The sequence below is a fragment of the Vibrio sp. Vb0598 genome, assembly GCF_033338935.1.
Taxonomy (GTDB): domain Bacteria; phylum Pseudomonadota; class Gammaproteobacteria; order Enterobacterales; family Vibrionaceae; genus Vibrio; species Vibrio alginolyticus.
This window is the reverse complement of record NZ_JAWOTP010000017.1, coordinates 23157-36739: the sequence shown is the minus strand read 5'-3', so window position 1 is coordinate 36739 and position 13583 is coordinate 23157. Positions and strand designations below refer to the sequence as shown.

General features: G+C 43.4%; 10 protein-coding genes. 4 read left to right on the top strand and 6 right to left on the bottom strand.

Annotation, left to right across the window (positions count from 1 at the left end; all coding sequences use genetic code 11):
- Positions 1 to 56: 56 nt before the first annotated feature.
- Positions 57 to 911, top strand: a complete 855-nt coding sequence (locus R7Q38_RS16700) for a LysR family transcriptional regulator (RefSeq protein WP_213868514.1) — start codon at positions 57 to 59, stop codon at positions 909 to 911.
- Here R7Q38_RS16700 and R7Q38_RS16695 read toward each other — a convergent pair.
- Positions 853 to 1632: a TSUP family transporter gene (locus tag R7Q38_RS16695; protein ID WP_213868516.1), complete on the bottom strand. Its 780-nt coding sequence runs from the start codon at positions 1630 to 1632 to the stop codon at positions 853 to 855. The two genes, R7Q38_RS16700 and R7Q38_RS16695, sit on opposite strands and share 59 nt — an antisense overlap.
- A gap of 304 nt (positions 1633 to 1936) precedes the next feature.
- Between R7Q38_RS16695 and R7Q38_RS16690 the strand changes: the two genes are divergently transcribed.
- Positions 1937 to 2806 carry a hypothetical protein gene (locus R7Q38_RS16690; RefSeq protein WP_167415012.1) on the top strand — a complete coding sequence of 290 codons (870 nt, stop codon included), beginning with the start codon at positions 1937 to 1939 and terminating at the stop codon, positions 2804 to 2806.
- Positions 2803 to 3228 carry a hypothetical protein gene (locus R7Q38_RS16685; protein ID WP_167415011.1) on the top strand — a complete coding sequence of 142 codons (426 nt, stop codon included), beginning with the start codon at positions 2803 to 2805 and terminating at the stop codon, positions 3226 to 3228. The genes R7Q38_RS16690 and R7Q38_RS16685 overlap by 4 nt, the downstream gene beginning before the upstream one ends.
- A gap of 323 nt (positions 3229 to 3551) precedes the next feature.
- Here the strand turns inward: R7Q38_RS16685 and carB are convergent, their stop codons facing one another.
- The 5 genes from carB to secA all read right to left on the bottom strand — a co-directional run bounded on the left by carB (position 3552) and on the right by secA (position 12626).
- Positions 3552 to 6785 (bottom strand): carbamoyl-phosphate synthase large subunit, encoded by a 3234-nt coding sequence (gene carB / locus R7Q38_RS16680; protein ID WP_005381854.1) that lies wholly within the window; start codon positions 6783 to 6785, stop codon positions 3552 to 3554.
- Between the two features lie 16 nt (positions 6786 to 6801).
- Entirely contained in the window at positions 6802 to 7941 is a 1140-nt protein-coding gene (carA, locus tag R7Q38_RS16675; protein WP_017821483.1) for a glutamine-hydrolyzing carbamoyl-phosphate synthase small subunit, read from the bottom strand.
- Between the two features lie 481 nt (positions 7942 to 8422).
- On the bottom strand, positions 8423 to 9232 hold the full coding sequence (gene dapB / locus R7Q38_RS16670; protein ID WP_005381860.1) for a 4-hydroxy-tetrahydrodipicolinate reductase: 810 nt from the start codon (positions 9230 to 9232) through the stop codon (positions 8423 to 8425).
- 110 nt (positions 9233 to 9342) lie between these two features.
- Positions 9343 to 9741, bottom strand: coding sequence for an 8-oxo-dGTP diphosphatase MutT (mutT, locus tag R7Q38_RS16665; RefSeq protein WP_239938444.1), 399 nt, complete (start codon positions 9739 to 9741; stop codon positions 9343 to 9345).
- A 155-nt stretch (positions 9742 to 9896) separates the two neighbouring features.
- On the bottom strand, positions 9897 to 12626 hold the full coding sequence (gene secA, locus R7Q38_RS16660) for a preprotein translocase subunit SecA (RefSeq protein WP_047102008.1): 2730 nt from the start codon (positions 12624 to 12626) through the stop codon (positions 9897 to 9899).
- A 407-nt stretch (positions 12627 to 13033) separates the two neighbouring features.
- On the opposite strand from secA, the gene R7Q38_RS16655 reads away from it, so the two are divergent.
- On the top strand, positions 13034 to 13492 hold the full coding sequence (locus tag R7Q38_RS16655) for a DUF721 domain-containing protein (protein WP_033906094.1): 459 nt from the start codon (positions 13034 to 13036) through the stop codon (positions 13490 to 13492).
- Positions 13493 to 13583 lie beyond the last annotated feature (91 nt).

Here is a 13583-nt window from a genome sequence, read left to right as displayed (position 1 = left end):
AATTCTTGGGCAATTCGCTAAATTATCTCAACCATTCCTAACTTTCATTAATCATTATGTTGCTTGAAGGTATTGAAACGTTACTTGTCCTCAGTAAAGAAAAAACCATGAGCCGCACGGGCAGTCAACTCTATATTAGTCAATCTGCCGTGAGTAAACGTATTTCAAATCTAGAGAAGAAGTTAGGAAAAAAATTGATAGAGCCAAATGGTCGGCACATAAAGCTGACCTCCGATGGCCTTGCTCTCATACACACAATAGAACCCACGTTCAATGAGTTAAGAGGAAAAATCTACGATCAACAACAAATAGAAGATACTTCTTTGATCAAGATAGACTGCTCTGAAACCTTAGTCGCTGGATACCTCAGCATGATCATGGCAGAACACTTTGCCCATGATCAGTACATACGAATATCGACCAATCATACGCCACGCATTATTGAGAATGTGAAATCAGGTAAAGCAACATTGGGATTTTGCGCTGGCTATCTACCACCTCATCATGGATTAATGAGCCTTCACCTCGCCGATGAACCTTTCTCAATTGTCAGTCGACATTCACTTTCACAACTACCTAAAGCTATTTTGACCAATGACCTAACTAACCCTGCCAACACATATCAACAAGCTATTTTATCCAAACACGGAATCGAACCTTTGATGGAAATGGATTCGTATACTGCGGCAGCACAACTGGCTTTGGGAGGTATGGCTCCCGCTTTAATCCCTAAATCTATCCTAACGACACTTAATATCGCACCTAAGTTCTGCTATGACTTTGAAGAGATAGATCAGTTAGTTCGACCAATACATATCTGCTTACGTCACAGCACATATCGTAGCGAGCGAGTTAAAGCACTGACAGAATCCATTGCTGATGTTGTTGCCAAAGAAGTTTCGTTGCCATAAGCATCGACATCACTATAACTAGAGGACGAATCCATTTTTGCCCTTTACTTACCACGACCTTCGCCCCTAACTGAGCACCAAGAAAACCGCCAACAGCCATAGTTAAGCCAAGCTTCCACACTGGCAACCCAGCTAAGATAAAAAAGAGTAGTGCCGCTATGTTTGACGTGAAATTGAGGATTTTGGTTCTAGCTGTGGCTTCGACCAAAGAAAAGTGACCTAGTGCAACAAAACAAACAGTAAAAATAGATCCAGTCCCAGGGCCAAAAAAGCCATCATAGAAGCCAATCCCGCCACCAATGCATAGCGCAAACATCGCTTCAGATAACTTTGGTTCTCCATCGATTTTTCTCGTACTTGGCGCGAGTAAAAAATAGAGGGAAATGGCTATCAAAAGAACAGGGATCAAACTGGTGAGTACGCTAGCATCAATAAACTGCACAGCCTCGGCACCGATCGCTGCACCAATAAAAGTACAGAGTATCGCGAAACGTATTTCCTTTAGGCTGACAATACCGTTACGCACGAAATACCAGCTAGCAGAGAAACTGCCAAACGAACTTTGTAACTTATTGGTTGCTAGAGCTTGAGTCGGACTCAACCCCGCAGCCAAAAGCGCAGGGAGCGTAATGAGCCCTCCCCCACCAGCCATCGCATCAATAAAGCCTGCGGCAGTCGCAACCAAAAATAAGGCCAACAAAATCTCAACCGTGATTTCCACTACACTTCCTTTTTGAAGAGGTATCAAAGAGGAAGAAACGGTAGCACTTATTCACAAAACTACCAATGGAAAGTCAAGACACCAATCTATTCCTAATTTTCATAGAATTAATGCTTAAACTTGACTCCAAACTTTTATATAAAATTTAGTTGTCAGAAAGAATTGAATCACTGTCACAAATCTATTCCTGATAATGAGATCAAACGCTTACCTTTAAATATAAAACTAGACGAATATGAAAGATCTGTTCAGCATGTAGAGTTTACATTGTCAGCGCTCAAGGCCCGATATCTGAGGAAAATACATGACTAGCAACTACCCTTTATCACGACATCAATCCTCAAAAAATAGTGCTAGTATAAGCACCTACCCACTTTATAAATCAAATCATCAACATCGAAATCAAGAAACCATTATCTTATCTATCGAGAGCTTCGATATCGTTGTCAAGAACAATGTAAAAGATAAAGCGAAATTAGAACGTTGGGAAAAGATAAAGGGAATGTTTGAAAATACAGCAAACTATTATGCTACAGGACAGGACTTAGTTTTTATAACCAACTTATCAAACTATTTGTACGGAAATAATAGCTCTGTTATCGTTAAAAATTATTCTGGAGCTCCACATATCATACTCACAGGCTCCCCTGCTATGCACTCAAAGCTTTCTGGATTAGGAAAATTTCTTCCCACTCCAACTGTGGCAAAGTTCGCTGTTGGACCAGAAGGGGCATTACAATCCATTAGAAGTGGGGGCATAATAACAATTATCTTAATATCCACATACAGAGTGATTGACTTTTTCCTCAATGACCGTCAAACCTTAGCCAAACTATTTGGTACTTTAGCTAGTGATATAATCACTATCGGGTTATCGTCAGCTGCAGCAGCTATATTTGTAAACTTTGCCGCAGCAGTGGGTGGCAGTGTTGTAACTTTAAGTGCTGGCCCATTATTAGGGGCTATTTTGATAAGCTCGGCTGTAGGTCTTTTATTGAATAGAGAAAATGATAAACGAGGTTTAACACAGAAGTTAATAGCCTCTATAGATATTTACTTAAAGCAAAGAGATATAGAAGCAAAGAGAAGAGCAAAAGAAGAATATAATGAGATTCAACGTAAAACTCAAAGTATGATTTTCTCGCAAGAAATACAGCGAGGTTTGTTACGATGAAAAAAGGGAGTTACGACCGAACGCAAGTGTTTTTTTATTTAATAATTTTATTAGCATCAGCAATATCACTGTTAATATATGGTTTTGATGGATTGTCAGAATTTTATCTTAACATCTATAATAATGAAAGTTATTCATCTTTTGATCAGGCTGATATTTTGATTATAGGCTCTAGTTTGATCTTATTTGAATGCTCTAGAATGTCCGTAAAAACATTAAAATCAAATAATTTCCTAACTAAAAGTGAGTTTAAAAGCTCTAGTAAGATATTCCTAACTATATCGGTAACTAGTTTTTTTCTTCTTTATCCCTCGCTACTAGCAGCAGATGTTTTTGCAAAAAGTAACGGATACTCTCTTGATACTGAAAAATCAACTTATAACTTAGTCTTAGAAAAAAGAACCTATCGAAGCACTCCATAGTTAGTATGTTTTTAAGCTCGACACTGCTTATTTTAACTTTTTCTAATTACCTATCTGCTTAAAGAGTTATGGTCGGCTTAATATCTCAGTCCTACAGCATTAATTTTGTTGCAGCAAGTGGTAGTACTATTTCTTCATCTTTGGGTACATCGCTTGCCATCATTAGCTTGATGATCTTCAAAAGCGAAGCATACCAGTCGTTCCTAGCACACTTTAATGCTCTTCATTTTAGAAAAACCTCGATATAAAAAAGCCCGCTCAAATGAGCGGGCAATGAGGTTGTCATGTAAGCCCTGATTAATGAGCTTACTGATTTTTATCTGTTACGCGTCTAGACTCGCTTTCACTTTAGCGTGTAACTCTTGAACCGAAGTTACTGACGCTTTTGCGTCTGCAGTATGAGACATACATGTAGCGAACGCTGCATTCAGTGTCGTTGTGTAGTTCACTTTTTCTGCCAGTGCACCACGGCGTAGAACTTTCGAATCTTCAATCGCTTGACGACCAGCAGCCGTGTTTACGATGTAGGTGTATTCGTTGTTCTTGATGCGGTCAAGAATGTGTGGACGACCTTCGTGTACTTTGTTTACCAAACGTGGGTTAATACCCGCTTCGCCCAGAATTACAGCAGTACCGTGTGTCGCATCCAACTGGTAACCCAGTTTCACTAACTTAGAAGCTAGGTCAACAACACGCTCTTTATCACCTTCACGTACAGACAGTAGCGCACGACCACCTTCAGGATAAACCGCACCACAACCTAGCTCTGCTTTCGCGTAAGCTTCTGCGAACGTTGCACCCACACCCATTACTTCACCTGTTGAGCGCATTTCAGGGCCCAATAGAGGGTCAACACCAGGGAATTTGTTGAACGGCAGAACCACTTCTTTCACTGAGTAGTAAGGAGGGATAATCTCTTTAGTAAAGCCTTGTGACTCTAGAGATTGACCCGCCATTACACGTGCAGCGATTTTCGCTAGAGGAGCGCCTGTCGCTTTCGATACGAATGGTACCGTACGAGCAGCACGAGGGTTCACTTCAATTAGATAAACGTCGTTATCTTTCACAGCAAACTGCGTGTTCATCAAACCGCGCACACCGAGTTCGAATGCTAACTTCTCAACTTGCTCACGCATCTTGTCTTGAATTTCCTGACTTAGCGTGTATGCAGGCAGTGAACATGCAGAGTCACCAGAGTGAACACCCGCTTGTTCGATGTGCTCCATGATACCGCCGATAACGACGCGTTCACCGTCACAGATAGCATCAATATCAACTTCGGTTGCATCATCCAAGAAACGGTCTAGCAGAACTGGAGACTCGTTCGATACGCTTACTGCTTCGTTGAAGTAGCGACGCAGGTCTTGCTCGTCGTACACGATTTCCATCGCACGACCACCGAGTACATAAGATGGACGAACAACTAATGGGAAGCCAATTTCTTTCGATTTCTCAACCGCTTGCTCCATCGTTGTTACTGTCGCGTTTTCTGGCTGAAGTAGACCTAAACGGTCAACAGCGGCTTGGAAGCGTTCACGGTCTTCCGCACGGTCGATAGCATCTGGGCTAGTACCAATGATTGGCACACCAGCCGCTTCTAGAGCACGAGCCAGTTTAAGTGGCGTTTGACCACCGTACTGAACAATCACACCTTTTGGTTTTTCAACGCGAGCGATAGACAGTACATCTTCCAGAGTTACTGGCTCGAAGTACAGACGATCAGACGTATCGTAGTCAGTAGATACCGTTTCTGGGTTACAGTTAACCATAATGGTTTCGTAACCGTCTTCACGCAGCGCAAGTGATGCATGGACACAACAGTAATCGAATTCGATACCTTGGCCGATACGGTTTGGACCGCCACCAAGAACCATGATCTTATCTTTGTCTGTTGGGTTTGCTTCACATTCTTCATCGTAAGATGAGTACATGTAAGCCGTGTCAGAAGAAAACTCTGCTGCACATGTATCCACACGTTTGTAAACCGGATGAATATCAAACTGCTCACGAGCACGGCGAATTTCACTTTCAGCGACACCAAGCAATTTAGACAAGCGAGCATCAGAGAAGCCTTTGCGTTTCATCTGACGAAGCACTTCTTTGGTCAAACCTGCGTAGCCGCCCGCCTTGACTTGTTCTTCGAGTTTTACAATTTCTTCGATTTGAACCAGGAACCAGCGGTCGATTTGAGTCAAGTTGAACACACCGTCGACTGACATACCCGCTCGGAATGCATCGGCGATGTACCAGATACGCTCTGCACCTGCTTCTTTAAGTTCGTGACGAATCTTAGTCAGTGCATCTGGCGCTTCCAGATCGACCATCTCATCAAAACCAGTTGCGCCAACTTCTAGGCCACGCAGTGCTTTATGAAGAGATTCTTGTTGGTTACGACCAATCGCCATTACCTCACCAACCGATTTCATCTGAGTTGTCAGACGATCGTTTGCACCAGCAAATTTCTCGAAGTTAAAGCGAGGGATCTTAGTTACGACGTAGTCGATAGTTGGTTCAAATGACGCGGGTGTTGCACCACCTGTGATGTCGTTTTGTAGTTCGTCTAGCGTAAAGCCAACAGCCAGTTTCGCGGCAATTTTCGCAATTGGGAAGCCTGTTGCTTTTGATGCTAGCGCAGAAGAGCGAGATACACGCGGGTTCATCTCGATGATGACCATACGACCATCTTTCGGGTTGATACCAAACTGTACGTTTGAACCACCTGTTTCAACACCGATTTCACGCAGAACAGCTAGCGATGCATTACGCATAAGCTGGTATTCTTTGTCAGTCAGTGTTTGTGCTGGAGCAACCGTGATTGAGTCGCCCGTATGGATGCCCATTGGGTCAAAGTTCTCGATTGAACATACGATGATACAGTTGTCCGCTTTGTCACGAACGACTTCCATTTCGTACTCTTTCCAACCGATTAGTGACTCATCGATAAGAAGTTCGTTGGTCGGAGATAAGTCCAGACCGCGACGACAGATTTCTTCGAACTCTTCTTTGTTGTACGCGATACCACCACCAGTGCCACCCATGGTGAACGATGGACGAATGATACAAGGGAAGCCAACCATATCTAAAACTTTGTAAGCTTCTTCCATGCTCTTCGCTGTATCTGCGCGAGGACACTCAAGGCCGATAGACTTCATCGCTTTATCAAAACGAGAACGGTCTTCCGCTTTGTCGATTGCATCAGCCGTTGCACCAATCATCTCTACGCCAAACTCTGCGAGAACGCCGTGCTTCTCTAAATCTAACGCACAGTTAAGTGCTGTCTGACCACCCATAGTTGGCAGAACTGCATCAGGACGTTCTTTCTCGATGATCTTGCGTACAACTTCCCACTGAATCGGCTCGATGTAAGTCGCATCTGCCATCTCTGGGTCAGTCATGATGGTTGCTGGGTTAGAGTTAACCAGGATAACTCGGTAGCCTTCTTCGCGAAGAGCTTTACACGCTTGTGCGCCAGAGTAGTCAAACTCACATGCCTGACCGATAACAATCGGACCAGCACCAAGAATTAGAATACTTTGAATGTCAGTACGTTTTGGCATTATCTACTACTCCGAATTAAGCGCTGTGTTTTTTGATTAGTTCGATAAAGTGGTCAAATAGCGGTGCCGCGTCATGTGGACCAGGGCTCGCTTCTGGGTGACCTTGGAAGCTAAATGCTGGCTTGTCTGTGCGGTGGATACCTTGCAAAGAGCCATCAAATAGCGATACGTGAGTAGCACGTAAGTTTTCCGGTAATGTTGCTTCATCTGCCGCAAAGCCGTGGTTTTGCGAAGTGATCATCACAACGTTACGCTCTAAATCTTTTACTGGGTGGTTTGCACCGTGGTGACCAAACTTCATTTTCACCGTTTGCGCACCTGATGCTAGCGCCAGAATTTGGTGACCTAGACAAATACCAAAAATTGGCAGGCCTTTTTCTAGGAACACTTTGGTTGCTTCAATCGCGTAAGTACATGGTTCTGGGTCACCAGGGCCGTTCGATAAGAATACGCCATCTGGATTTAGTGCCAGAACTTCTTCCGCTGACGTTTCTGCAGGTACAACCGTTAAGCGGCAGCCGCGGTCAACCAACATTCGTAAGATGTTGCGTTTTGCGCCAAAGTCGTAAGCGACAACGTGGTATGGCAGCTCGCTGTCATCTTTCGCCTCTGGAAGTCCACCTTCAAGCGTCCACGAACCTTGCTTCCATTGATACGCTTCTTTTGTTGTAACTTCTTTCGCAAGGTCCATTCCTTTTAAGCCTGGGAATTCTTTTGCTTTCGCTAGTGCCAAAGCTTCGTCTAGGTTGTTGCCCGCAACAATACAGCCGTTTTGAGCACCTTTTTCACGCAGGATACGAGTGAGCTTACGAGTATCGATATCAGCGATGCCAACGATATTTTGAGACTTAAGATAATCAGAGAGGGATTGTTCGTTACGGAAGTTAGAAGCGATTAGAGGAAGATCGCGAATCACAAGGCCTTGTGCATGAATGGAAGAGGATTCTTCATCTTCGGAAGTGGTTCCGGTATTGCCAATATGAGGATAAGTGAGAGTGACGATTTGCTGAGAATAGGAAGGATCAGTGAGGATTTCTTGATACCCCGTCATCGAGGTATTAAAAACGACTTCACCAACGGAAAGACCATCTGCCCCTATGGACACTCCGCGGAACACTGTCCCATCTTCTAGGACCAACAGTGCTAATTTACCCAAGACAACCTCCAGAATAAAAATGCAAAAAAAATAAATCAAACTGCAAACATGCCTTCCTTTACCTATAAAATCTACATAAATAGGTATTTCAGACAAATTGGCGGTATTCTAAAGTTGGACTCGAAACCTGTCAACCTACAATCAAAAATAAATGATTATTTTCTAGCGAGTAAGGTCATTTTGAATCAGTAAGGCCCAAAAAGATAACTTTTACATGCTATTACATAGAGAGGCATAGAGGTTTAATGAATTTTACAAATTTGAACTTTTTAGAGTTCACAAAAAAGTATGAGTTTTTCACGCAAACGTTCACCCAACAAAAAAGACATTAGTTTTTAGACATCAAAACCCAAAACACCCACAAAACAACCAAAACAACAACAAAAGTAAGCACCAAAATACTTTCTGTTAGAATCATTTCATTTACAACTAATTCTATAGATATAAAAAAGCCGGCTACCGCCGGCGAATAATTATGTATTTAGAGTTCATTCAATCCCAAAACATCTGTCATGGTATAAAAGCCCGCTGGTTTGGCACTCAACCAAACAGCGGCCTTGACGGCGCCATTAGCAAACGTCATACGATCGGTCGCTTTGTGCGTTATCTCCACTCGTTCCCCGATATCAGCAAACATGGCTGTGTGCTCACCGACAATATCGCCAGCGCGAATTGTAGCAAAGCCGATCTCATCTTTAGTACGTTCACCTGTGATACCTTCTCGCGCATAGACAGCTACATCATTCAGCTTGTTGCCCATCGCACCAGCAATGGCTTCGCCCATCCCGATAGCGGTACCAGAAGGAGCATCAACTTTATGACGATGATGTGCTTCGACAATCTCAACATCACAGTAGTCGCCCATCACTTTGGCTGCTTTCTCAAGAAGCTTAAATACTAGGTTCACACCAACAGAGTAGTTAGGAGCCATGACAACAGGCACTTGCTTAGCGGCTTCGTCAATCAGTTCACGCTCTGCATCACTGAAACCAGTCGTCCCAATCACAATACTCTTTCCATGCTTCTTACACAGTTCAAGATTCGCCAACGTACTTACTGGGGCAGTAAAATCGATGATTACATCAAAATTATCGACGTCTTTAGCAAGATCATCCGTTAAGAACACATCGAATTTGCCTTCACCACAAAGTTCACCGATATCGACACCGACAAGTGAGGACTCAGGTCGTTCTGATCCCGCGCTCACTGTCGCCTCTGGGTTAAGGTGTGAAGCTTTAACCAAATTACGGCCCATTCGGCCTGCTGCTCCTGCGATTGCAATACGAACCATTGCGCTTTCTCTCCTTCTCTGGATAACGAGGTTTGCTCTCGTTCTCTCGTTTCGCTTAATCTATTTAAACTAACAACATACCGTGGTTACCACAAGCAAGTTCATCAGGCTTAAGCGAACTCTTTTACGACACGCTCCAAGATAGGCACGTTCGCTTCAGGAAAGGCATAGTTACCCAATTCTCTTATCTCAACCCAGCAACCTTCTTGACCTTCTCGGCCGTAAGGCTCATTACTGAACTTAGATACCGTAATAAAATCAAACTTAAGTGATTTGTCTGGATAGTCATATTCCAAATGCTCGAAAAGGGCTTGCTCAGTAACTTCAATTCCTACTTCTTCTTCAAGTTCTCTTGCTAGAGCATGTTCAATACTTTCTCCTGACGCGACTTTCCCGCCGGGAAACTCCCAAAACCCGCCTTTATGCTTGTCGTCTGGACGCTTTGTAATAAAAATTTTTGATTTGTCTTGGTTAAAAATAATAGCCGCGACTATGTGAATTCTTTTCATAGGGGTTCCTAACTCTCAAGCCGTTACACTTCAACGGTCTTTGCATCTCTAAAACTATCCGATGCTATCAAAACTTATGAAATTCGACAGCCACAGAATTTGCTTAAAAAAAGAGCCGCCTAGGCGACTCTTTAAAAAATTATCTGACTAATACGTTAGTCGATCTTGCCGTGGCACTGTTTATACTTCTTACCACTACCACAAGGGCAAGGCTCATTGCGACCTACTTTACGTTCATCACGTACCATTGGCTGACTTGAGCCTTCTTCAGATTCTTCACCTTCAGAAAGAGGGTTTTGTGCTGCTGCGTGTTGCGCTTGAGCACGACGAGCGGCCTCTTCAGCTTGCGCACGACGTTGCTCTTCCATACGTTCAACTTCTTCTTGTTGCTGGACTCGAACGCGAGATAGAACAGTAATCACATCAGTTTTCAGCGCTTCTAGTAGACCTTCAAACAGTTCAAACGATTCACGCTTGTATTCCTGTTTCGGGTTCTTCTGCGCATAGCCGCGTAAGTGAATACCCTGACGCAAGTGATCCATTGCTGCCAAGTGCTCTTTCCAAAGCGTATCCAGAGTTTGAAGCATAACCGATTTCTCGAAGTTACGAAGCACTTGCGCACCCACCACTTCCTCTTTCTCTTTATACACTTCAACGGCTAGATTGATGATCTTCTCGCGTAGCGCCTCTTCGTAAAGCTTATCGTCTTCTTCAAGCCATTGCTTCACTGGCGCATCAAGATCGAAGTCTGCTTTCAAGCGCTCTTGCAGACCTTCAACGTCCCACATATCTTCTAGTGATTGTGGCGGGATGTACTCATCAATAACCGCTGTTAGCACATCTTCACGGTTTTGCTCGATCATACCGCTGATGTCTTCAACGTTCATCAATTCGTCGCGCAGCTCGTAGACAACCTTACGCTGATCGTTCGCCACATCATCGTATTCTAGTAGCTGCTTACGGATATCAAAGTTACGACCTTCCACTTTACGCTGTGCTTTTTCAATTGAGCGAGAAAGCATTTTCGATTCAATTGCTTCACCTTCTTCCATACCACTTTGGATAAGGCTCGCCATACGATCAGAAGTGAAAATACGTAACAAAGAGTCTTCCATAGATAGGTAGAAGCGAGATGAACCCGCATCTCCTTGACGACCAGAACGACCACGTAGCTGGTTATCAATACGGCGAGATTCGTGGCGCTCAGTACCAATGATGTGTAGACCACCAGCATCTAGTACTTGATCATGTACCACTTTCCACTCTGCTTTAATCGCATCGATTTGTTCTTGAGTTGGGTTCTCCAAAGCTTCCACTTTTGATTGCCAACTACCGCCAAGCACAATGTCCGTACCACGACCGGCCATGTTGGTCGCGATAGTTACCGCACCAGGCATACCCGCTTCAGCAACAATTTCCGCTTCCTTTTCATGGAATTTCGCATTCAGTACGTTGTGTTTGATCTTCGCTTTCTTCAATGCGTTAGAAAGAAGTTCTGATTTTTCAATCGATACTGTACCAACCAATGTTGGCTGACCTTTCGCAACGCGCTCTTTGATATCTTCAATGATTGCAGCAAACTTCTCAGCTTCGGTACGGTACACCACATCCGGCATATCGTTACGAATCATTGGTTTGTTGGTTGGGATAACCACCGTTTCCAAGCCATAAATAGATTGGAACTCAAACGCTTCAGTATCCGCAGTACCTGTCATACCAGACAGTTTTTCGTATAAGCGGAAGTAGTTCTGGAAGGTAATCGAAGCCAAAGTTTGGTTTTCGTTTTGAATCTTAACGCCTTCTTTCGCTTCTACTGCTTGGTGAAGACCTTCAGACCAACGACGACCTGGCATTGTACGACCAGTATGTTCATCAACAATTACTACTTCACCTTCGTCAGTAACGATGTAATCAACGTTGCGCTCAAACAACACATGAGCACGCAAAGCGGCATTCACGTGATGTAACATGCTGATGTTAGTCGGAGAGTAAAGTGTGTCACCCTCTTCCATAAGACCATTTTTCACCAACAGTTCTTCAACGTACTCTTGGCCCGTTTCTGTGAGGTATACTTGCTTTGATTTCTCATCAACAGTGTAGTGACCATCACCACGATATTCTTCAGAGTCTTCTTTGTCTTGCTTTTTAAGATGCGGGATCAAAAGGTTGATTCGGGTGTATAGCTCAGAGCTATCTTCAGCAGGACCAGAAATGATCAAAGGAGTACGAGCTTCATCAATTAGGATTGAGTCCACCTCATCGACAACTGCAAAGAAGCGATCACGCTGTACACGGTCTTCGCTACGGAAGGCCATATTGTCACGAAGGTAGTCAAAACCAAATTCATTGTTCGTTCCGTACAAGATGTCAGCTTGGTACGCTTCTTTTTTCTCTTGAGGAGGCATGTTTGGCACGTTTACGCCAACAGTCATACCTAAAAATTCAAATAGAGGGCGGTTTGTCTCTGCATCACGTTTAGCTAGATAATCGTTCACTGTTACAATATGAACGCCTTTACCAGCTAGGGCATTTAGGTAAGCAGGAAGCGTTGCCGTCAGCGTTTTACCTTCACCCGTACGCATTTCCGCGATTTGACCCGCATTTAGAACCATACCGCCGATAAGCTGGACGTCGAAGTGGCGCATACCGTAGACACGCTTAGATGCTTCACGAACCGTAGCAAAAGCTTCTGGAAGTAGTTTATCAAGAGTTTCACCCTTCTCTAGGCGCTCACGGAATTCAACCGTCTTTGCTTTTAACTCTTCATCACTTAGAGCCTCGAATGTTGGCTCATAGTTATTAATTTCTTTTACAATTTTTCTAAGGCGGCGCAGTGTTCGGTCGTTGCGACTGCCAATCACTTTTGTCAGTAGCTTAGTTATCATTTTTCGTGAATCTCTCTTTATTCAGACCGTTCCCGATCTACTCATAATGCCTTCAGTCTCTGCCAGTTTGGAACTAAGAATACTGAGATAAATCATTTATCAAAGATATTGAGTTCAAACATCCATATTTCAAGGCTAAGTTTTGAAACAATGTGGCTTAGTGTAAGGATTTTTAATCGATACAACCATAAATAGACGTATTTGTTTGAAGCACTCTGAAGTTTTTACTTAAAGTGGTGACTGATTAGCCGATATTGCATACCGCAATATGTGTAATCCATCCAGAGCAAACTTTGCTTTTTACCTTGCTACATTGTAAAACTGAAGCTAAAGACGTTAATGTAAACTATACCTTGATAGAAAGCTGCTCTAGAATAGCTATATCTCAACAAAATTAGATTTTACCTATGCGTGATCACCGTCCAACCTCGACTGAAGATGTTATTGCTGAGTCACAGTTCAAGCAGATTCAAGAACATGCTGGAGAAATCTTACAGCTTAACCAAGCTTTGCAAGAGGTCTTACCCACGGGGACGGCCGATCATTGCCGAGTAGCGAATGTTCGTAACGGCCATCTATTGATCGATGTCTCTAGTGCCGCGATCAAAATGAAGATCGATTACGATCGCCTCATGATCCTAAATAAACTTCGTACTCAAGGCTTTGCCAAGCTGATGAGCGTTGAAGTGAGGATCAATCCTTCACTATATCGAAACCGCTTTCAACAAGACGACAGACCTAAGCGTCCACCACTAACAGAATCTGCAGCAAAGTCATTAATGACGATTGCCGACATGGCGCCACCGAAAATTCAAGAGCGTTTAAAACGATTAGCCGATATGGCAGAAAAGGAAGATCGTAAGTGAACGTTATTTCAATATGCTGAAAGCTTGAATGTTATTGATAAATCCAGGATTAAAGCCAAATAGCAAAAAACCAGGCATAAGCCTGGTTTTT

What these genes read in the sequence shown, in the direction of transcription:
- mutT (WP_239938444.1), bottom strand. Translation starts at nt 9,741, where the DNA reads ATGAAAAGAATTCACATAGTCGCGGCTATTATTTTTAACCAAGACAAA.
- R7Q38_RS16685 (WP_167415011.1), top strand. Translation starts at nt 2,803, where the DNA reads ATGAAAAAAGGGAGTTACGACCGAACGCAAGTGTTTTTTTATTTAATA.
- dapB (WP_005381860.1), bottom strand. Translation starts at nt 9,232, where the DNA reads ATGGTTCGTATTGCAATCGCAGGAGCAGCAGGCCGAATGGGCCGTAAT.
- secA (WP_047102008.1), bottom strand. Translation starts at nt 12,626, where the DNA reads ATGATAACTAAGCTACTGACAAAAGTGATTGGCAGTCGCAACGACCGA.
- R7Q38_RS16690 (WP_167415012.1), top strand. Translation starts at nt 1,937, where the DNA reads ATGACTAGCAACTACCCTTTATCACGACATCAATCCTCAAAAAATAGT.
- R7Q38_RS16700 (WP_213868514.1), top strand. Translation starts at nt 57, where the DNA reads ATGTTGCTTGAAGGTATTGAAACGTTACTTGTCCTCAGTAAAGAAAAA.
- R7Q38_RS16655 (WP_033906094.1), top strand. Translation starts at nt 13,034, where the DNA reads ATGCGTGATCACCGTCCAACCTCGACTGAAGATGTTATTGCTGAGTCA.
- carB (WP_005381854.1), bottom strand. Translation starts at nt 6,785, where the DNA reads ATGCCAAAACGTACTGACATTCAAAGTATTCTAATTCTTGGTGCTGGT.